This window comes from Sandaracinaceae bacterium, assembly GCA_020633055.1.
Taxonomy (GTDB): Bacteria; Myxococcota_A; Polyangia; order Polyangiales; family Houyiibacteriaceae; genus JADJJE01.
Window position 1 is genome coordinate 170,522 of sequence record JACKEJ010000004.1, and the last position, 19,948, is coordinate 190,469.

The 19,948-nt window shown below is 71.5% G+C and carries 14 protein-coding genes and 1 pseudogene; 9 read left to right on the forward strand and 6 right to left on the reverse strand.

Annotated elements, in window-relative coordinates:
• Positions 1 to 49 precede the first annotated feature (49 nt).
• Both H6726_00645 and H6726_00650 read right to left on the reverse strand, forming a co-directional pair.
• On the reverse strand, positions 50 to 985 hold the full coding sequence (locus tag H6726_00645; GenBank protein ID MCB9656127.1) for a mechanosensitive ion channel: 936 nt from the start codon (positions 983 to 985) through the stop codon (positions 50 to 52).
• Positions 985 to 4,440, reverse strand: a complete 3,456-nt coding sequence (locus H6726_00650) for an ATP-binding protein (protein MCB9656128.1) — start codon at positions 4,438 to 4,440, stop codon at positions 985 to 987. Before H6726_00650 ends, H6726_00645 begins: the two co-directional genes overlap by 1 nt.
• Before the next feature lie 370 nt (positions 4,441 to 4,810).
• On the opposite strand from H6726_00650, the gene rlmKL reads away from it, so the two are divergent.
• Entirely contained in the window at positions 4,811 to 7,231 is a 2,421-nt protein-coding gene (gene rlmKL, locus H6726_00655) for a bifunctional 23S rRNA (guanine(2069)-N(7))-methyltransferase RlmK/23S rRNA (guanine(2445)-N(2))-methyltransferase RlmL (protein MCB9656129.1), read from the forward strand.
• Between the two features lie 80 nt (positions 7,232 to 7,311).
• Here rlmKL and H6726_00660 read toward each other — a convergent pair whose 3' ends face one another.
• Together H6726_00660 and H6726_00665 are read right to left on the reverse strand one after the other, a co-directional pair.
• Entirely contained in the window at positions 7,312 to 7,521 is a 210-nt protein-coding gene (locus H6726_00660) for a hypothetical protein (GenBank protein ID MCB9656130.1), read from the reverse strand.
• Positions 7,521 to 8,228, reverse strand: coding sequence for a sulfite oxidase-like oxidoreductase (locus H6726_00665; protein MCB9656131.1), 708 nt, complete (start codon positions 8,226 to 8,228; stop codon positions 7,521 to 7,523). Before H6726_00665 ends, H6726_00660 begins: the two co-directional genes overlap by 1 nt.
• Positions 8,229 to 8,377: 149 nt before the next feature.
• On the opposite strand from H6726_00665, the gene H6726_00670 reads away from it, so the two are divergent.
• The 3 genes from H6726_00670 (at position 8,378) to H6726_00680 (ending at position 12,302) form a co-directional block, all read left to right on the forward strand.
• Complete coding sequence (locus H6726_00670) at positions 8,378 to 9,247, forward strand: DUF4010 domain-containing protein (protein ID MCB9656132.1); 870 nt, start codon at positions 8,378 to 8,380, stop codon at positions 9,245 to 9,247.
• 158 nt (positions 9,248 to 9,405) lie between these two features.
• Complete coding sequence (locus H6726_00675) at positions 9,406 to 10,020, forward strand: TetR/AcrR family transcriptional regulator (protein MCB9656133.1); 615 nt, start codon at positions 9,406 to 9,408, stop codon at positions 10,018 to 10,020.
• Positions 10,017 to 12,302 carry a molybdopterin-dependent oxidoreductase gene (locus H6726_00680; GenBank protein ID MCB9656134.1) on the forward strand — a complete coding sequence of 762 codons (2,286 nt, stop codon included), beginning with the start codon at positions 10,017 to 10,019 and terminating at the stop codon, positions 12,300 to 12,302. The genes H6726_00675 and H6726_00680 overlap by 4 nt, the downstream gene beginning before the upstream one ends.
• Here H6726_00680 and H6726_00685 read toward each other — a convergent pair.
• Positions 12,292 to 12,687, reverse strand: a complete 396-nt coding sequence (locus H6726_00685) for an MmcQ/YjbR family DNA-binding protein (GenBank protein MCB9656135.1) — start codon at positions 12,685 to 12,687, stop codon at positions 12,292 to 12,294. The genes H6726_00680 and H6726_00685 overlap by 11 nt on opposite strands.
• Before the next feature lie 67 nt (positions 12,688 to 12,754).
• Here H6726_00685 and H6726_00690 point away from each other — a divergent pair, with 67 nt between their 5' ends.
• The 4 genes and pseudogenes from H6726_00690 to H6726_00705 all read left to right on the forward strand — a co-directional run bounded on the left by H6726_00690 (position 12,755) and on the right by H6726_00705 (position 18,136).
• Entirely contained in the window at positions 12,755 to 13,459 is a 705-nt protein-coding gene (locus H6726_00690; GenBank protein ID MCB9656136.1) for a hypothetical protein, read from the forward strand.
• Positions 13,460 to 13,579: 120 nt separating this feature from the next.
• Entirely contained in the window at positions 13,580 to 16,306 is a 2,727-nt protein-coding gene (locus H6726_00695) for a TonB-dependent receptor (protein MCB9656137.1), read from the forward strand.
• 60 nt (positions 16,307 to 16,366) lie between these two features.
• Positions 16,367 to 17,182: an NAD-dependent protein deacetylase gene (locus H6726_00700; protein MCB9656138.1), complete on the forward strand. Its 816-nt coding sequence runs from the start codon at positions 16,367 to 16,369 to the stop codon at positions 17,180 to 17,182.
• A 43-nt stretch (positions 17,183 to 17,225) separates the two neighbouring features.
• Positions 17,226 to 18,136, forward strand: a pseudogene (locus tag H6726_00705) (alpha/beta hydrolase).
• A 32-nt stretch (positions 18,137 to 18,168) separates the two neighbouring features.
• Here H6726_00705 and H6726_00710 read toward each other — a convergent pair.
• A complete protein-coding gene (locus tag H6726_00710; GenBank protein ID MCB9656139.1) occupies positions 18,169 to 18,669 on the reverse strand; it encodes a hypothetical protein in 501 nt (166 codons plus the stop codon).
• Between the two features lie 103 nt (positions 18,670 to 18,772).
• On the opposite strand from H6726_00710, the gene H6726_00715 reads away from it, so the two are divergent.
• Positions 18,773 to 19,933 (forward strand): rhomboid family intramembrane serine protease, encoded by a 1,161-nt coding sequence (locus H6726_00715; GenBank protein MCB9656140.1) that lies wholly within the window; start codon positions 18,773 to 18,775, stop codon positions 19,931 to 19,933.
• The last annotated feature ends 15 nt before the right edge of the window (positions 19,934 to 19,948 follow it).

The window sequence follows — 19,948 nt, forward strand, 5'->3', positions numbered from 1 at the left end:
CAAGGACCCCACCCTGCTCCGGCGCGGTGGGGTTTTGGCGTTCCGGCCTTCAGACCGACCGGTGCAAGATGGCCGGCGGCAGGATCTGCGCGTCGCGGAAGGCGTGCAGGACACGCAGGTTGATGTCCGTCTCGAAGGCCTTCTCGTAGCGCGTGTCGTTGACGTAGGCCTTGAGCCGCAGGTGGATGGCGACGTAGTTGTCGTGCAGGACCTGCTGCACCAGCACCACGACGGGCTTGGGCAGGTAGATGTGGCGGCTGCTGACGGCGGCCTCCGTGATGATCTGCCGCGCCTTCTCCACGTCCTGGTCGAGCCCGATGTAGAAGCTCATGCCGACCTGCATGTCGAGCGCGCCGTAGTTGCCGGACGAGGTGACGTCGGTGAGGAACTTGTTGTTGGGGATGGTGACGGTGTTGTCGTCCAGCGTCTGCATGCGCACGGAGCGCAGCCCGATGGCGGTGATGTCCCCGTACTGTCCGCCGAACTCGACGCGGTCGCCCACCTGGAAGGGGCGGTCGATCATCACCATGATGCCGGCGATGAACGAGGCCACCAGGTCCTTGATGGAGAGGCCCACGGCGACGGCCACCGTGCCGCCGATGACGGCGACGATGCGCTGGTCGAGGCGCAGGCTGAGCGTGATGACCAGCACGGACGTGACCACGTAGACGATGAACTGGAAGAAGGTCTCGACCTTCTGGAAGACGAGGCGGCGCGTGGTGAACTGGTGGCTCAGGCGCTCGACCGAGTTGCGCACGAAGCGCAGCGCGACGTAGGCCGCGAACACGACGAACAGCGACGAGAGCACGCCCGTCCAGCGGATGAGCTTGGCGATGTCCTGGAGCAGCTCGGCGTCGGCGGCGCCGGGCAGCTGCTGGGCCACCGCACGGGCAGGTGGTGCGCAGACCAGGCCGAGGGCGAGCGCACCGAGCGTGCGCGTTGGGCGCTCGAGGAGACGTGGAGGATGGCGGTGTCGATCGGTCATCATTCCACCAAGAGGTGCTTGCGGCGCAGCACGCTGGTCAGAGGGCGAAACCAGTGGAAGTCCACGCGCACGGCGTTCTCCTCGGGCACTGACTCGATGTATCCGCGGGAGAGCCCGAGCCGCAGCGCATCGGCGACGTCGGACGCAGGGAGCGCCGTGCACTGCACGATGTCGTCCGGGCGCGCGAGCTCCAGCTGCAGGACGGCGCGCAGGACGTACAGCATGGGCCCCGGCAGCAGCTCGAGGGGTTCGGCGGCAGGCTCCCGGAACAGCCGGACCAGGGGTTCGTTGGCCTCCTCCGGGTTCTCGAAGAGCGACTCCCGGAAGCAGTGCAGCGCGACCGCGGGGTTGCCCCCCGCGAAGTCCCACACGACACCGTAGAAGCCCTCCGCCTTCTGCGTGACCTCCTCGTCGACGCTCCCGTCCGGGTGCCGCGGCACGACCACGCCGTCGAAGCAGGGCTCCACGCCGGCCTCGGCGCTGCGGGCGCGGATGAGCCGCCCGATGTCTCCCACCGACCACTTCGGCAGCTGGATCACGCGGTCGAAGAAGATGTGCTCCCCACGCGCGCGCTCGACGTACTGCCAGGCCGGCCCCTCCACGGCGAACACCCACGCGGCGTCGCCCCCCATCTCGCGCGCGTAGGTCACGAGCTGGTCGAGCTCCGCCAGTCCGCCGATGGCCGGCATGATCATGCGGTGGAGGTCGTCGATGCAGATCGCGATGGGCCCCGCGGCGCGCACGTGGAGAGCGACGGCCGCTGGGCTGTCTTCCACGCCGAACTGCTCCGCGAGCAGGGTCACGAGCTCTGCGAAGGTGTCGGGCGAGGAGAGGCGGTACACGCGCGTGTCGCCCAGCTGGTCGGCCAGCCGGCGCAAGAACGTGGTCTTGCCCATGCCACGCTCGCCCACGACGACGCTCAGGCTGGTCTGCTTCGCGCGCAGGAGCTCCCGCAGGGCGTCGAGCTCGGCTGGCGCGATGCCCTCGAGAGACTCGGTCGGCGCGTGAAACGGCTCGAAGCGTGCGTACACGGCACGGTCGACGGGCGTCCGCGGCGAGGTCGGGTCTTCGTCGGAGCGCAGCGCCCGCCGACGGAACAGCTGGGCGCGCAGCCGCTGGGTCAGGTCCGCGCGACCGGCGAGCGCGAGGGTCACGCGGGCGATGGACATCGCCAGCAGGTACGCTCCGCCCACGGCCGCAGCGGGATAGCCAAAGAGCTTCTTCTCACGCTCACGAGCCCAGCGTACCAAGCGGTTGGGATCGCCCTCGAGCCGCAGCGAGCGGAAGATGGAGCGCTTCCACCAGCGCAGGATGACGGCCAGCAACGGCACGGCCAGCAACCAGCAGAGGCGGATGACCCATGCGTAGATGGCGCCTCGACCCACGGCTTGTTGGGTGAGATCCAGCACGAGACCGACGCCTACCACCGCGCGCCCGATGAGGCGCAGCGACCGGAGACGCAGCTCCGCGGTGCGGCTGCGTTGGCCGAGGCCGAGGTGGTAGCGCTGGGCGAACGCGTCCAGGAGCAGGATGGCGGTCGCGCCCCCCATGGTCCAGCTCAGCACGGTCGTCAGTGTGGCCACGCCCGGCACCTCGCCCGCGCCCGTCGCGTAGACGATGGCGGCGTAGAGCAGGAGCCACTCCACCGGGCCGCGGACGCGACGCAGGTAGAACATCATGCCCTCTTCGCCGAGCCCCTGCAGCACCGCCTCCCCGTGCTTGCGCCACCACCGGAAGCCCAAGAAGAGGAGCAGGACCTTGAACACCAAGAGCCCCGCGTGGAGCGCCGAACTCTCCACCGCGTCCCGTGCGCCCGAGACGATGCTGGGCCACGCGAGGGAGGTGTGACGCGCCCGAAGCCCGATCTGTTCGGCCTCGCTGCGCGTCTCCGCGACCCCCGCCGCGCCGAAGCCCGTGAACGTGTCGCGCACCTCGGGGTGGACGAGGTCGAGCAGCCGCAGGCGCGCGTGATTGAGCGCGACCGAGTCTGCGTGCAGCCCGCGCTCCATCTCCGCCTCGGCGCGTCGCACGCGGTCCTGCAGTCCCTCCCCCTCCTCGACCAGCTCGGCCCGCAAGCTGACCAGCTCGTCCGCGGCGTCGCCGAGCTCGTCGGGCAGCTCCCCGGGCAGCGGGACGCGCAGGTCGCCGCCCGTCATTCGGCTCTGCTGTTCGTGCCAGAGCTGCCGCGTGCTGCTCCAGCGCGCGTGGACGCGAGCAAGCAGCGTGCGCGCATCAGCCGCCTTGTCACCTTCCAGCAGAGAGCGGCGCTCCAGGGAAGTGACCTCGTCCAGCAGAGAGGTGACCTGCCCGTGGCGCGCCTCGTCAGCGGCCAGCTCTTCGTCGAGGTCGACCAGACGCCGGGCCTGTCGCTCGCGAACGCCTAGCAAGCCAGCGCGGGCCTCGGCCACGCGACGGAGCGCAGCCGAGCGCGCACGGCGGGCCTCCTCCAGCGCTGCCTCGCGCGCGTCCACGGCGTCATGCACCTCGGTGGCCGCGGCGCTCCGCCGCGCGGCGGCGGCCTCGGCCTCGGCGCGGGCCCGCTCGGCCTCTCGGTGAGCTTGCTGCCGAGCGCGATGCACGCTCGCGAGCTCTGCCTTGCGCGCAGACGACAGCTCCAAGTACGCGCGCCGGGCGCGATCGAACCCCAGCTCCGCCCGCGCGAGCGGGTCCGTGAGCGCGCTCGCGTCGTGATCGGCAGCGTCCGAGCCATCGCGCGCGAGGTGGGCGGCGCGGACATGCGATCCGCCGAGCTCATCGTTCGCGCTGAGGTCCAGCGTCAGCAGCGGCGCGGGGTCTACCTCGGGGTCGAGCTCGAGGCGCATGTAGGCCGTCAGCTGCTGTGCCTGCCGCTGCAGCTCCTCCACCCTGGGGCGCACGGCCGCTTCACGTGCCCGCGCCGCCTCACGCCGCGCCTCGTGTCGCGCCACGACGGCAGCGCGCTCCGACTCGGGGAGCAGGAGGAACCGCGCGAGGGCGTCCAACAGCCCATCGGCGGCTCGCACGACGGGATCCGGCTCACGAGCGACCGCGCGCGCCCGCGCCTGCTCCGCGCGCCTCCGGGCAGCATCGGCGAGCCCGGCCTCGGCCCGCAGGCGCTCGAGGAGCGCGAAGAAGCGCTGCCCGCCCTCGCCCACCAGATCCACGTCGTCGAGGGGCACGCGCAGCACGTCCGCCGCGGCGAATTGGGTGTCCAGCGTCCCGTCGAGGAGCGCGAGCACGCGCGCCCTGCGTGCCGTGAGCGCGGCCACCCTGGCTTCCGCGGCGGAGCTCGCGCCCTGATCCATCGCGAGCGCGGTCGCCGGCGCGGTCGTCGCGGGGTTCGTACCCGAGGGGGCACCCAGCGCGCCAGACGCTTGCGCGGACGCTTGGTCGGGCAAGGCCTGTGGCGCGCCGACGCCGCCATCGTCCGCCACCGCCGACGACGCGCCGAACCACGCCAGCCAGAAGAAACACAAGCTCCGGTTCAGCCACACCGCCTTCCGCGTGCTTAGCCCAGGGTCCTCGGCCCGCACGCACGACCTACCGCGTGTCGAACTTGTCCGAGGGGTAGTCGTCGAGTCGTGGTTCATGGTGAGCCTGATGGGGTCACGCAACGGTCGCCCTCTTGCAGTCGATTCGGCGCGCTGTCAGCGGCCCGTAGAAGCCGATGGTGCGTGCCGCGGACCACGGTCGCAAGCACGAGTTCCGGCGCCCGTCGCGCGGCCCGGCAGGCCACGGATGGCGCCGCGTGCGGGCGTTCGAACGAGCGAGGGCTTCCGCCGATCCCAGATCGTGCTCTTTGGTTGGGGGGCGTGTCCGAGCGCGCCGTTGCTGCTAGGGAGCGCCATGGACTTCATCGCCACGTGCGCCCGCGGCACCGAAGACGTCTTGGCGCAGGAGCTGCGCCAAGAGCGCGTGCGCGGCGTCGCGCCGGGCGCCGGCGTGGTGCGCTTCACGGGGACCCTCGAGGACGCGTACACGGCGTGTGTGTGGTCGCGCGTGGCGAGCAAGGTGCTGCTGCCCATCGCCGAGTTCGCCGCGCCCGACGCGAACCCGGACGCGCTCTACGAGGGCGTGTCACGCATCGCGTGGCTGGACCACCTGGGCCCCGAGCAGACGCTCGCCGTGGACTGCGTCGTGTCGGGCGACCGCAAAGCGCACACGCGCTACCTGGCGCTGCGCACCAAGGACGCCATCGTCGACCAGCTGCGGGCGAGGACGGGCTCGCGTCCCGACGTGGACACCGACGCGCCGGACGTGCGCGTGCACGTCCACTTGGGGGATGGCGTGGCGTCGGTGTCCATCGACCTGGCGGGGGAGCCGCTGCACCGGCGGCACTACCGGCCGCGTGGCGCGCGGGCGCCGTTGAAGGAGAACCTCGCCGCCGCGCTGCTGCTGATGGCGGGTTGGTCGCGCGCGCGACGGGTGCTGGTGGACCCCATGTGCGGCAGCGGCACCTGGCTGATCGAGGCGGCGCGCATCGCGACCGACATGGCCCCCGCGCTGGACCGCACGCGCTTCGGCTTCACGGGCTGGCGGGGGCACGAGCCGGAGACGTTTCGTCGCGTCCAGGCCGAGGCCCAGGCGCGCGCGCGTCGGGGCCGCGAAGACGGCCACACGCCCGTCATCGTGGGCAGCGACGTGGACGACGACGCCGTCGCGCTCGCCCGCAAGGGTGCTTCGCTCGCGGGCGTCGGGCAGCTGGTGCGCGTCGAGCGGCGCGCGCTGCGTGACGCGCGTCCTCCGCGCGAGTGGCGCGAACACCTCGCGTCGCTCGGCCAGGACGCAGGCGACCCGAGCGGAGACGCGCGCGGGCTGATCGTGGTGAACCCGCCCTACGGCGAGCGCCTGGGCGAGGGCGTGGCGCTGTATCAGGTCTACGAAGAGCTGGGAGACACGTTCAAGCAGCACTTCGGCGGGTTCGACGCGTGGGTGCTGGCGGGCAACGCGCAGCTGGTGAAGCGCGTGGGCTTGCGCGCCGCGCGCCGCATCCCGGTGTGGAACGGGCCGATCGAGTGCCGGCTGCTGCACTACCCGCTCACCGCCCGACGCACGCCGCAGCCCGAGCCTGCCGACGCGCGGAGCGCCCAGCGTGACAGCGCCGCCGACGCGCGCCGCACCGGGCGTGACCACGACGTCGACGAGCGACCGACTCCGACCAACGTGGGCGGTGAGAGGCGACCGACCGGCGATGCACCCGCGAGCGCGGAGATCGACGCTGCACCAACGACCCCCGCCGACGCTGCCCCGCGAACGAGCCCCACGGACGGAACACCCGCTTGGCGCAAGCCCAGCGCCGAGGCGGTCATGTTCGAGAACCGCCTGCGCAAGAACCTCCGGACCATCCCCAAGTGGGCCGAGAAGCAGAGGCTCGGGTGCTACCGCGTGTACGACGCGGACATCCCCGAGTACAACGTGGCGGTGGACGTGTTCCGCACCGAGCGCGGCCCCGCGGCACTGGTGCACGAGTACGGCGCGCCACGCCACGTGTCCGAGGCGGACGCGGAGCGGCGCCTGCGCGACGCGATGCTGGTGGTGCCCAAGGAGCTCGACATCGACCCCGAGCGCGTGCACCTGCGCGTGCGTCAGCGCAGCCGCGCGGACCAAGCGCGCCGCGGCGCCCCTGGCCAGTACGAGCGCCGCGCGCCCGCCCGTGAGATCATCGAGGTGGTGGAGGAGCAGGGGCTGCGCTTCGAGATCAACTTCGGGCAGTACCTGGACTGCGGTCTGTTCATGGACCTGCGCGCGCTGCGCAACACGTTGCGGGAGGAGTGCCGCGACCAGTACGTGCTCAACTTGTTCGCCTACACGTGCACGGCCAGCGTCTACGCCGCAGCGGGCGGCGCGCGCGAGGTGGTGAGCGTGGACCTGAACGCCAACTACCTCGACTGGGGCGTGCGCAACTTCGAGCTCAATCGGCTGCCCACGCGGCCGCACCTCTTCGAGCGAGCCGACTGCCTGCGCTGGCTGAGCAGCGGGCGCGGGCGCTTCGACCGCATCCTGCTGAACCCCCCGAGCTACTCGCGCAGCAAGTCCATGCGCGGCGACTTCGACGTCACGCGCGACTACCCGGGGCTGATCGCGGACGCCGCGGCGCGCCTGTCCCCGGACGGCGTGCTGTACTTCGTGACCCACGCGCGCGGCTTCCGCATCGACAGCGAGAAGCTGCCGGGGCTCGACGTGCAGGACATCGTGAAGACCACCCTGCCGCGCGACTTCGCGCGCAGCCCGCACCACGCCTTCCGCATCACGCGGCGCGCACCCTGAGCCCGCCGTTCGACCGTCCGCCGGCGCCACGCGTCACCTGACCGAGCGCGCGACCCCGTTCACGGCGCTGACGCCGCATGTCAGCTCGGCGTGCCGTGCTCACGACACGGGAACTTGCCGACCACCAGCGTGTCCCCCGAGACGGTCTGCTGGATGCGGTCGGCCGCCATGTCGCGCGTCACCACGCAGCCGCAGCCGAGCTCGATGGTCGCGCGCACGCGCTCCGTTCCGTCACTCGCGGGCGGCAGCGGGGCACAAGCGAGCAGGCGCAGCGCGCGCTGGGTGGCCATCAGCTGTAGCGGTCCTCGCGCCACGGATGGGCGCTGTTCGAGTAGCCGCGCTCCTCCCAGAAGCCCGGGCGGTCGTGCACGCGGAACTCGATCTTACGGATCCACTTGGCGCCCTTCCACGCGTACAGCTGCGGCGTGATCATGCGCACCGGGCCGCCGTGCTCACGCGGCAGCGGCTGGCCGTCCACCTCGAACGCCAGGAGCACGTCCCCCTTGAGCGCCTCCACCAGAGGTACGTTGGTGGTGTAGTGGTCGTAGGCGTGACACAGCACGTGCTCGGCGTCGTCGTGCACCCCCGCCAGCGCCGCCAGGTCGGCGAAGCGCACGCCACGCCAGCGCATGTCGTAGCGCGACCAGGTGGTGACGCAGTGGAAGTCGCTGGTGTCCTCGACGATAGGCAGCGCCATGAAGGTGGACCAGTCGAGCTCCTGTGGGTGCGCGCACGCGCCGCTCAGCTCGAGCCGCCACACGTCCTTCGACACCACGGGCTTGGTCCCGAGGTCCAGCACGGGCCAGTTGGTCACCTCGTGCTGCCCGGGAGGGAGCCGCGGCATGCCGTGGCGGTTGGGCGCCCCGGTGCCCATGGGAGCCGTGTCGGCCTGCGCGGGCGTCGCGGCCTGGCGCGCCTCGAAGCGCTCGCGGAGGCGCATGCGGGCCGCGACGATGCGGGCTTCTTTCTGCGCGGCTTGGTCGTCGGTGGAGGACATCGGAGCGAGTGTATCGCGCCAGCCGCAGGTCACCACGCGTTCGCACGTTCGGGCTGGGCGTCCGTCGAGTCGATCACGGGGCCTAGCGGCGCGCGCGTGTGGGCTGCTCGCACCCTAGTGGCGCTCTGCTACATCCGCGGGACGCCAGCATGACCGGTCGAGAACAGCCACGCCCCGCGCTCGACGGCGCGACCCGCGTCGAGTGGGTCGCCGTCGCGCTCTTGGCGGGCGTCGCTCTGCCGCTCGCCCCGGACACGGGCCTCGGCCCGTACGGCGCGATCAACCTCCAGAGCATGACGCGCGTGGTGCTCGTCGTGCTTTGCATCGGCGCGGCGGGCTTCTACGCGCAGCGCTTCCTGGGGGAGCGCTACGGGCTCCTGGTCGCGGGGTTCGCGGCGGGATTCGTCTCCAGCTCGGCCACCATCGCGTCCATGGGTCTGCGCGCCAAGGCCGACCCGAGCACCCGCAATTCGGCCGTGGCGGGAGGGCTGGCGTCGAGCATCGCCACGGTGGTGTTCTACGTGCTGATCGTGGCGGCGGTGGATCCGCTGCTCGTCCGGCACCTGGCGCTTCCGCTCGGGTTCGCGGGGGTCGCTGCCGTGGCGGTCACGCTCGTGTATGCGCGCGCGGCAGGGCGGGTGCCTCACGAGGAGTCCCCTGGGCGCGCGTTCCAGTGGCTGCCCGCGCTGGCGGTCGGAGGCGCGAGCGCTGCGCTTGCCATGGTGGGCGCCGCGCTGCGCGAGCGGACGGGCGAAGCGAGCATGGTCGTGGTCTCCGCCGTGGCGGGCTTGGTGGACGCGCACGCGACGTCCGCCTCCGTCGCCACACTCCACCATGAAGGACAGCTGGACGCCCCGACGGCGACGCTCGCGGTGGTGGTGGCGCTCTCCGTGAACACCGTCACGAAGATGGTCATGGCCTTCGTGTCGCGGGAGCGTGACTTCGCGCTGCGCCTCTCGGCGGGGGTCCTGGCCATCGCGCTGGCCGCGTGGCTGGGCATGGCCGCCTCGCTGCGCTGAGCGCGCCGGTCCGCCCGCCATCGGTCGACGACAACGACGTACGCGTGTGAGCGTGGTGCCCAACGGCGCGCGACGCTGGCCGAGCGCAGCGGGTGACGCACGGTGAAGCGCGACAGCGCCGTCTTGCGTTGATAGGATTACGATCATAATATTCTCACATGCGCTGGAAAGACGGACAGAAAGACGAGACACGCGCAGCCATTGTGGCGGCGGCGGCCGAGCTCTTCCGCGAGCGCGGGTTCGGCAGCACGAGCGTGGCCGACGTCATGGCGCGAGCGGGCCGCACGGTGGGCGGCTTCTACGCGCACTTCGCCTCCAAGGAGGAGCTGCTCACGGCCGTGCTGGACGAGTCGTTCGGGAGCCTCGAGCGCACGCTCCTGCGCGGCCTCGAGCGCACGGACGGTGCCGCCTTCGTGGAGAAGGTCACGCGCCGCTACTTGAGCCCCGCTCACCGCGACGACCCAGCACACGGCTGCCCGCTGCCCGCGCTGGCGCTCGAAGTGGCGCGCCTCGGCACCGCGCCGCAGGCCGCCCTCGAGGAGTACTTGAAGCAGGTGACGGGGCTGCTGGCCGAGCGCTCGCCGCAGACGCGCTCCGGGCTGAGTGAGACGCAGCTGGCGCTCGGACTCACCGCGCTGTCGGTCGGCGGGCTGCTGCTCGCGCGCGCCGTGGCGGACCCTCAGCTTTCGAACGACATCTTGGAGGCGTGCGCATGCCTCGCAGCGGCCGAAGTGCAGCCGGACCACCCTCACCCACTGGAGCCCTCGACATGACCGCCCACAAGACCGCCTGCATCCTCTGTTCGCGCAACTGCGGCCTGTCGGTGGAGACCGCCGAGCGCACGTTCGTGCGCATCCACGGCGACGAGGACCACCCCGTGTCGCGCGGCTACATGTGCCAGAAGGGCGCGCGCCTGGCCTACTACCAGGACCACGACGACCGGCTGACGCACCCGCTCCGGCGCACGCCCGACGGGACGTACGTGAAGGTCGGCTGGGACGAGGCGCTGAGCGACATCGCCGCGCGGTTGCTCGCCATCCGCGAGCGTCACGGCGGGCGCGCCTTCGCGTTCTACGGCGGGGGCGGCCAGGGCAACCACCTGGGTGGGGCCTACGGGCGACAGCTGCAGAAGGCGATGCGCAGCCGCTACCTGTACAACTCGCTGGCGCAGGAGAAGACCGGCGACTTCTGGGTCAACGGGCGCGTCTTCGGCAAGCAGACGTGCCACACCACGGAGGACATCGAGCACGCGGACTTCGCGCTGGTGATCGGCGCGAACCCCTGGCAGGCGCACGGCATCCCCAACGCGCGCGACACGCTGCGCGAGTACAAGAAGGACCCGGCGCGCACGCTGGTGGTGATCGACCCGCGCCGCACGGAGACGGCCAAGGACGCCACCATCCACCTGCAGCTGCGGCCCGGCACGGACGCCTACCTGATGGCCGCCATGCTCAGCCTGATCGTGCGCGAGGGCCTGCACGACAGCGCGTTCCTCGCGCAGCACACGCGGGGCTGGGCCGCGCTCGAGCGCGCGCTGCTGGCCGTGCCGGTGGAGGAGTACGTGCGGCGCGCCGACGTGCCGCTCGAGGACGTGCAGCGCGTAGCGCGGGGCTTTGCGCGGGCCGAGCGCGCGTGCGTGCGCGTGGACTTGGGCATCCAACAGAGCCCCAACACCACGCTCAACGGCTACCTCGAGAAGATGCTGTTTTTGGTGACGGGGCAGTTCGGCAAGCGCGGCGGCAACAACCTGCACACGTTCCTGCTGCCGGTCATCGGGCACACGGACGAGCGCAACCCAAAGTACTGGCGCACCGTCCACCACGGCATGCACCCCATCTCGGGCATCTACCCGCCCAACATCCTGCCGGACGAGATCGAGCACCCGGGGGAGGACCGCGTGCGCGCCATGTTCGTGGACAGCGCGAACCCCGCTGTCACGGCGGCGGACAGCCAGGCCTACGCGCGCGCCTTCGCGAAGCTGGAGCTGCTGGTGGTGGTGGACGTGGCCTTCACCGAGACGGCGCGCCTCGCGCACTACGTGCTGCCCGCCGCGTCGCAGTTCGAGAAGTGGGAGTGCACGGGGTTCAACCTGGAGTTCCCGGCCAACTTCTTCCAGCTGCGCGCGCCGCTGTTCGCGCCCCTGGGGGACGCGTTGCCCGAGCCCGAGATCTACACGCGCCTGCTGGAGCACATGGGCGAGCTGCCGCGACGCTTCGCGGCGCTCGAGCGTGTGGCGGAGCGTGAGCCGGAGGGGGCGCTGCACCTCGGGTTCCTGGGCGCGCTCGCCGCCACGCTCGCGGCCAAGCCCAAGCTACGCCCCTACGCGGCGTCCGTCCTGTATCGGTCGCTCGGGCGCGTGCTGCCGGATGGGTCCGGGGCGGCGGCCTTCCTGCTGCCGCTCAGCATCCTTTACGCGCAGCGGCACTACACCGCGGTCAAGCGCGCGGGGCACGCGGGCAATCGCGTCACCGTCGGCGCGCACCTGTTCCGGGCCATCCTCGGCGGGCGCTCTGGCGTGGTGCTGAGCCGGCACCACTACGACGAGGTGTGGGAGCTGCTCGGACACAAGGACCAGCGCGCGGAGCTGGACGTGCCCGAGATGCTCGGCGCGCTGCGCGATCTACAGCACGCGGAGGTCACCAGCGAGGCCTTCCCGCTGGTGCTCATGGCGGGCGAGCGGCGCACCTACAACGCGAACGCCATCTTCCGGAACCCGGCGTGGCGCAAGCAGGACAAGGACGGCGCGCTGCGCATGCACCCCGAGGATGCGCAGTCCCTGGCGCTGACGAACGGGGAGCGAGCGCGCGTGACCTCGGCGCGCGGCAGCATCGAGGTCACCGTGCAAGCGGACGACAGCGTGCGGCGCGGGATGGTGACGCTGCCGCACGGCCACGGCCTGCGCTACGGCGACAGCGGGCCGCACGGGCCTGCGCTGAACCAGCTCACGTCGGGCGACCACTGCGAGCCGTTCACGCGCACGCCCTATCACAAGCACGTGCCGGTGCGCGTGGAGCCGCTGCAGCCGGCCGCGACGGCATCTGCGGTCAGCGCGTAGTCGCCCCGTCGCGCGCCGTGAGCGCCTTGCGGAGCTTCTGCGTGGCCACGTGCACGTAGGCGTCGCGCACCAGTGCGTCCACCTGCGACCAGTCCGTGGTGGCGTCGAGCACCACCCCCACCCAGCCGCGCGGGCCCACGTACGGAGGCTTGAAGAAGCGCGCCGGGTCCAGCTCGATGAGGCCGAGCTGGGCGTCCGGTGTCTGCGGCAGCCACACGGCGAGGTGCGGGCTGCCGTGGTGATGGTTGGCGAGCATGGCGAAGACCTTGCCCTTTCCCGCGAACCAGGTGGGCTCGCCGTGCGACACGCGCTCGTTGGCCTCGGGGAACCCCATGCAGAGGGTGCGCAGCTTCTCGATGGCGGCACGCTCTCGCTTCGCGTCCATGGCCCACGATCGAACGTTCGGGACGGAAGTTCAACCATGCACGAGGGTTCGGCGTAAGCTCCGCGCCGTGACCGCCAACCGTACGCGCCTCCTACGCCCCCAGCGCCGCCAGCGCTGGGCCGCGCTGGCGTGCGCGGTCTGGGTGCTGGGCTTCGAGGCCGGCCCGCTGCTGCACACGGCGCTGCACGACCTGCTCGGGGAGCACTCGCACGCGGGCGCGCTCGAGCACGCGGGACACGGGCACGCCGCGCCGGGCTTCCTGACGCAGCGCGAACGCGTCCCGCTCGCTCACACCGCCGCGACGCACGCTCACACGCACGGTCACGTGACCCACGCGCATGGCGCGGGTGCCGCTGGCGGCGACCCCATGGGTGAGGGCACGCGCGTGGTGCACTTCGCCGCGCGCCATCAGCGTCCCTCCTTTGCGGGTTGGCGCTCGCACGGCGACGTCGAGAGCGCGCGGGACACCGCACGCAAAGTCGCGCCCCCGCGAGACCTCTACGCACAGCGCGACGCAAGCGACCGCGCCGACGACGACGGCGTGGGGCTTCGCGCTCAGGCGGACGAGAGCCCGCTCGAGCATGGTCAGGGTAGCCTCGCGCACCGCGATCTCGCCGCGCTGCACACGCTCCCCACGCTGCCACCCGTGCCGGAAGCCCCGTTCGCGGGGTACGTGGCGAGGACCACGCACCGCGGGCGCTGGCTCGGGCAGAGCCCCACCGACACACGCGCGCGCGCACCGCCCACCGAGACGGCTCCCCACCTCACCTGAGGTCCCGCGAGGCCCTGCGCCTGCTGCGGCCTCTTCGTCTTGGTCCTCGCGGCCCGCGTCGTCTCGCCGTGACCCCTCGGTCGCGAGGCGCCGCGTTCCGTCTTCTCGAAAGTCATGTTCATGCGTATCCATCCTGCGGCCGCTCGGTCGCTGGGCGTGCTCGCTGGGTTCCTCCTGGCCCACGCCTCGTTCGCTCAAACGCCTGCTGGGGACACTCCCTCAGCCGACGACACGGCCCCTCCATCCCCTCCCTCTGACCGCCCCACGGCCGATGGCCCCGGCGCGCCCGCTGCAGCAGCGGACAGCCCGACCACGCCCGACGACACCGTCACCCCTCCGCGCCTGCCGGTCGCGCAGCACGGCCACCCGCCCTACCCCGCCGAAGGCGACGGTCGACCCGCGCGCGTGCTCCTGCAGATCACCATCGACCGTGATGGGTCGGTGGTGGAGTCCAACGTGCTCGAGTCCGACCGCGAGGGGGAGCAGGCCGCCCTGTTCCACGATGCCGCAGAGCGCTTCGTGCGTGGCCTGACGTTCGAGCCCGCCACGCGGTCAGGCAGCGCGGTCGCTTCCCGGGTGCGCTTCGAGGTCCTCTTCCAGAGCCCGGAGCACCGTCACAGCGCAACGGATCACACCCACCCGGCGCCCGAGCACACCCACCCGGCGACGGCGCACACCCACCACGCCGCCGAGGGTACGCACCCCACGGACGCGCGCACACCCGGCGCGGACGACAGCCTAGAGGATCCCGGCGAGCCTCAGGACGACGACGACGCGGGCTTCGGCGCGACGGGCGAGGTGGAGCAGCCCTTCCAGGCCACCTCGTCAGCGAACCTCCGAGGCGCGGAGCTACGGCTGCGACCCTTCGGCTCGGCGGGCGATCTGCTCAACGCGGGGAGCGGCTTCTATGTCATCCAGCACGCGGGTGGGGGCAAGGCCAACCAGTACTTCCTGCGTGGGTTCGACGCCGACCACGGCACGGACGTCGCGCTGCACGTGGACGGCATTCCCGTCAACAACGTGAGCCACGGCCACGGTCAGGGCTACTCGGACCTGCAGTGGGTCATCCCCGAGCTCATCTCACGCATGGAGATCCGGAAGGGCCCGTATTTCGCGGAGTACGGCGACTTCGCCACGGCGGGCGCGGTCAACCTGGTGTTGGATCAGGACGTGCGACGCAGCTCGTTCACGCTGGGCGGTGGTACGTACGGGAGCTTCCGCAGCGTCGCGGTGCTGAGCCCCGAGGTGCGCGGCGTGGTGCCGACGCTGGCCGTCGAGGTCTACGGCACCGATGGCCCCTTCGAGAACCCGGAAGACCTGCGGCGCGTGAACGTCTTCGGGCGCATCACCCGCCCCTTCGACAACGGGGGCAGCCTGTCGCTCACCGTCACGGGCCATCTCAGCGACTGGACCGCGAACGGGCAGCTGCCCCTGCGCGAGGTGCGGGCCGGGCGCCTCGACCGCTTCGGGACGCTGGACCCGAACGAGGGCGGCGCCACGCAACGCCACAGTGTGTACGCCTCGCTGCGCCTGCCGACCGGCGGAGCACGGCACGCTGCACGCGACGGGGATGCGGCACACGCCGACGACCAGACGGCCGATCCGACCACGCGCGGCGCGTTCGAGCTGACCGGCTGGCTGACCTACTACCGCTTCGCGCTGTACTCGAACTTCACCTACTTCAGCGCCAACCCGGTGGACGGCGACATGATCCGCCAGGGCGACCAACGTCTGACGGGTGGTCTCCGCGGCGCCTACGAGTTCCGCGAGTCGCTCGGACCCGTGCAGCTGCGCACGCGCGCGGGCGCCCAGCTGCGGCTGGACGACATCCGCAACAGCCTGTTCGAGGCCCCGCGTCGCGAGCGCAGCGTGGAGCTGGTGAACGCGGGCATCAGCGAAGGCAGCCTTTCGTTCTTCGTGGAGGAGGACGTGCGCTATCGCTTCTTGCGACTGGTCGTGGGGGCGCGCGCGGACTACTTCGCGTTCAACGTGCAGGACCGCCTGGAGGACGTGGCCACCCTCGGCACGCGCACCAGCGGCGAGGCGCACGACTTCCTGCTGAGCCCCAAGGCGACGCTGGTGGTCACGCCCATCGAGCAGCTCTCGCTGTTCGCGAACTTCGGCTACGGCTTCCACTCGAATGACGCCCGCGGCGTGGTGACCGACGTGGACCCCGCCACCCCGCTCACCCGCGCGCGCGGCTACGAGCTCGGGGCGCGGCTGCAGCTGCGTGACCGCTTGGAGGTCTCGGCGGCCGCGTTCCTGCTGGACCTCGACAGCGAGATCGTGTGGATTGGGGATGCGGGCACGACCGAGCCGCGCGGGGCCACCCGACGCATGGGCGTGGAGGCCAACGCGCGCGTGCAGGCGCTCCCCTGGCTGTCGCTCGATCTCGACCTGACGTGGACCAACTCGGTCTTCGTCGACAACCCCGGCAACGCGGACTCCGTCGCGCTGGCGCCGCGCTTCATGCTGGACAGCGGCGTCCTGGTGCAGCACGCGGCGACCGGCCTCTCGGGGCGCGTGGGACTCGTCTACATCGCGGACCGCCCCGCGACGGAGGACGACTTCCTGCAGGCGGCGGGCTTCTACCGCATCGACGCCAGCGTGCGCTGGGAGACGCAGCGCTTCGCCCTCGGCCTGACGGTGCAGAACCTCACCAACACGCGCTGGCGCCAGGCGCAGTTCGCGACCGTCTCACGCGTCGCGGGTGAGGTCGACGCTTCCAGCTGCCCCGCAGGGACGCGCGCGGTCGACGAAGGCGGCGGCTTCGCGGGCTGCGAGGACATCAACTTCACGCCCGGCTGGCCGTTCCACCTGATGGCGTCGGGGAGCGTGTTCTTCTAGCCGCGTCGCCGCGTCGTTCGGCCTACTTGGCAGCGTGGCGTTCCGGCACCACGCTGCCGAGTGGTGACCGAGGCGCTCATCCATTTCCTGCAGGGCCGCACCACGGCGGTGCTGACCGGCGCCGGCATCAGCACGGAGAGCGGTATCCCCGACTATCGCGGGCCCGAGACGCGCCGGCGCGCCCGCGAGCCGATGCGCTTCGCCGCCTTCATGGGCAGCCCCGAGGCGCGAGCGCGGTACTGGGCGCGCAGCACGGTCGGCTGGGAGCGCTTTCGTCTCGCCCGCCCGAACGCAGGCCATGACGCGTTGGTGCGCCTCGAGAGGGCGGGCTTCACCAGCCCCGTCATCACACAGAACGTCGACCGGCTGCACCACGCGGCGGGCAGCCAGCAGGTGGTGGAGCTGCACGGCGCCCTCGCGGAGGTGCGCTGCCTGGACTGCGACGCGCGCGAAGATCGGGACGCGCTGCAGGCTCGCATCCGAGCGCTGAACCCCGCGTTCGATCCGCAGGTCGAGGCCTGGGCCCCCGATGGGGACGCAGACGTCGCGTGGGTCGCCGACTTCGTGTCACCCGTGTGTGTGCGCTGCGCGGGGACCCTCAAGCCCGACGTGGTGTTCTTTGGCGAGAACGTCCCCCGCGAGCGCGTGGACGAGGCCTACGCGCGCATCGACCGCGCCGACGCGCTGCTGGTGGTCGGGAGCTCCCTCGCGGTGTTCAGCGGCTTCCGCTTCGTGCGACACGCCCACACGCACGGGAAGCCGGTCGCCATCCTCAACCTGGGCGAGAGCCGCGGGGACCCCTACGCGATGTTGCGGATCGAGCAGCCCGCCGGGGAGGTACTCTCCAACGTGGCCCGCGCGCTGCTCTCGCGCTGACGCGGCCGAGTCCGTGGGCCGACAGGACCGAGAGGCAACACGCATGACGACGAACTCACGCGCGGCGCGCGACGACATCCAGACGATCGAAGGCTGGGAGCGCGGCGGCGTGTACACCACGTTCCGGGAGCACCGCGTGTTCTATCGGCGGGAGGGGAGCGGCCCGCCGCTGCTCTGCATCCACGGGTACCCGACGTCCAGCTGGGACTACTACAAGGTCTGGCCGGAGCTGGTGACCCGCTTCGATGTCATGGCCCCCGACATGCTCGGCTTCGGGTTCAGCGACAAGCCCGCGGGCCATGCGTACCGAGTCGTCGAGCAGGCCGAGCTGCACCTCGCGCTGCTCGCGTCCCTCGGCGTCGAAGAGGCACACGTGCTGTGCCACGACTACGGCGTGAGTGTGGGGCAGGAGCTGCTCGCGAGGCACGCGGAGGGCCACGGCCCGAAGCTCCTCTCCATCACGTTCCTGAACGGTGGGCTGCTTCCCGAGATGCACCGACCCCGCCCCATCCAGCGGCTGCTCGCCTCGGGCCGTTCGCGTCGCAGCTCGTGGGCCGGCGCCGCTTTCAGCGCTCGCTTGCAGCCGTCTTTGGGCCCCGGTCGCAGCCCAGCCGTGAGGAGCTCGACCAGCATTACGCGCTCGTCACGCGCGCAGGGGGCAAGCGCGCGCTCGCCGACCTCATCGCCTACATGGCGGAGCGTCGCGCACAGGCAGCCCGCTGGGTCCCTGCCTTCTTCGACACCAGCGTACCCAAGCGGGTCATCAACGGCGTGCACGACCCCGTCAGCGGTGGTCACCTGGCGGACGAGCTGGAGCGCCGTCAGCCGGGGATCGACATCGTGCGCTTGGACGTCGGGCACTACCCGCAGATGGAAGCCCCCGCGGCCGTGCTGGACGCGTTCCTGGAGCTCGCGGCGCGCGTGGATGCGCGCCTCGTTCGCAACAGCATGTAGCCCGGACAGCACGCACGGCGCCCCGGTGAGCGCTAGCCCGCGTGACGCTCGGTCGTCACTCGGCCATCCGCGTTCAGCGAGAGCCAGTGCGTCGCGTCGCGCAGATGCCAGAGGCACGAGTCCTCTCTGAGCGCTTCCCCAGGCCATGGCTCGACGGTGAGCTCGGAGCCCAAGTCGAAGGTCAGGGTGAGCACACGGTCTTGCAGCCCAACCGCACTCAGCGCCTGCCCGTCGAGGTGATCACGGAGCGCGACTTGAAGCTCGGGTCGTGGGCTGTCCGCCGAAGTCATCCGCGCAGCGTCGCGCGAGAGCGTCCAGAACGCCTGCTCGATCCAGCAGTAGTACGCCCCCTCGACGTGCACAGCACGGCGCGGCTTTGCGCCCAAGAGGGAGCGCACGTCGCCGACGACCAGGGACGGCGCGCCGAAGTTGAGCGCGAGGAAGCTGCCATGTGTGTTCTCCACGCCCCAGCTGGGCAGCCCCAGCAGCCGCTCGAAGGCGGCGCGCACCATCCTCGCCTCGAGCTCGTTCACGCGCCGCAGGCTACCACGGGCTCGTTCTGATAGAGTCGCCCCGCATCGACACGACCGAGGGCTGCAGAAGTTCTTCTTGTTTCCGATTGGCCATGACCGGAGTGTGTTCGGCCTACCGCGCCTGACGCTCGGCATCATCGCGATCTGCTCGCTGCTCCACGTCGTCGCGTGGGGATTCGAGCACCGGGCGGTCGCGGGCGCGGACGCTGCACAGGAGCAGATGATGCGGGTGCTGACCCAACACCCCGAGGCCTGCGTCGACTTCGCGATCAGCGGCATTCAGGAGGAGCTGCTGGACGCGATCCAGCCGCCGCAGTGCGACGCCACGCACGTCCTGACCGAAGCGGACCACGAGCTCGTCGCCGCGTCACGCGAGCTCCTCGCGAACCTCAACCGCATCCCCATCCTGCGCCTGGGCTACCGCCCCGGCCGCCCCACGCTCGGCACGTTGTTCGCCAGCATGTGGATGCACGGCGACTTCTTCCACCTGCTGGGCAACATGGTGTTCCTCCTGCTGGCGGGGAGCGTCATCGAGAGCTTCTGGGGACCAGCCCGCTTCGCGGCCCTCTACCTCGCCGCGGGCCTCGCCGGGACCCTGGCTCACCACGCCATGAACGTGGGAGATCTGGCGCCGATGGTGGGCGCCTCGGGTGCGATCTCGGGGCTGCTGGGGGCGTTCGTGGTGTCGTACCCGCGCACGCGCATCAAGATGGGCTACCTGGTGTGGCTGCTCGTCTTCTTCCGACGCGGGACGTTCATGATGCCGGCTTGGGCGGCCATCCCCCTGTGGGGCGCGCAGCAGCTGTTCGGCGCGCTGTACGACCCGGAAGGTGGCGTCGCCTACGGAGCCCACATCGGCGGGCTGGGCATCGGGCTGCTGGCGGGAGTGCTCGCGTTCGTGATGGGCATGGACTCCGTACCGGAGCGTGAGCCCCAGGTCGCCGAGCCGCCGCCTCCTGCGGCCCCGCGCCCGAGCGTGCCCCGGGCGCCCTCGGTGGTCGCGCCGATCGAGCTCGAGCCCATCGACCTCGGCCCGCTGCAGCCCGCGGGCGACCCGCTCGTCGCGCCTGACCTGTTGGCACCCGATGATCTGCAGCCTCCCGCCGCGCTGGAGTCCCCCTTCGTGCCCCCTGCCATGGTTGGTCCGCTACCCTCGTCTAGACCTCCGCCCGCCGCTCGTCGTGTGAGCGCCTACCCGGATGGCATCCCGCTGGACTTCGACCTGCCGGCCTTCGAGCCGCAGGACCCGCCCGTCACCGATTGACCTGGATGCGCCGCC

Coding starts and splice junctions, on each gene's coding strand:
- H6726_00645 (MCB9656127.1), bottom strand. CDS start 985: ATGACCGATCGACACCGCCATCCTCCACGTCTCCTCGAGCGCCCAACG.
- rlmKL (MCB9656129.1), top strand. CDS start 4,811: ATGGACTTCATCGCCACGTGCGCCCGCGGCACCGAAGACGTCTTGGCG.
- H6726_00660 (MCB9656130.1), bottom strand. CDS start 7,521: ATGGCCACCCAGCGCGCGCTGCGCCTGCTCGCTTGTGCCCCGCTGCCG.
- H6726_00665 (MCB9656131.1), bottom strand. CDS start 8,228: ATGTCCTCCACCGACGACCAAGCCGCGCAGAAAGAAGCCCGCATCGTC.
- H6726_00670 (MCB9656132.1), top strand. CDS start 8,378: ATGACCGGTCGAGAACAGCCACGCCCCGCGCTCGACGGCGCGACCCGC.
- H6726_00675 (MCB9656133.1), top strand. CDS start 9,406: ATGCGCTGGAAAGACGGACAGAAAGACGAGACACGCGCAGCCATTGTG.
- H6726_00680 (MCB9656134.1), top strand. CDS start 10,017: ATGACCGCCCACAAGACCGCCTGCATCCTCTGTTCGCGCAACTGCGGC.
- H6726_00685 (MCB9656135.1), bottom strand. CDS start 12,687: ATGGACGCGAAGCGAGAGCGTGCCGCCATCGAGAAGCTGCGCACCCTC.
- H6726_00695 (MCB9656137.1), top strand. CDS start 13,580: ATGCGTATCCATCCTGCGGCCGCTCGGTCGCTGGGCGTGCTCGCTGGG.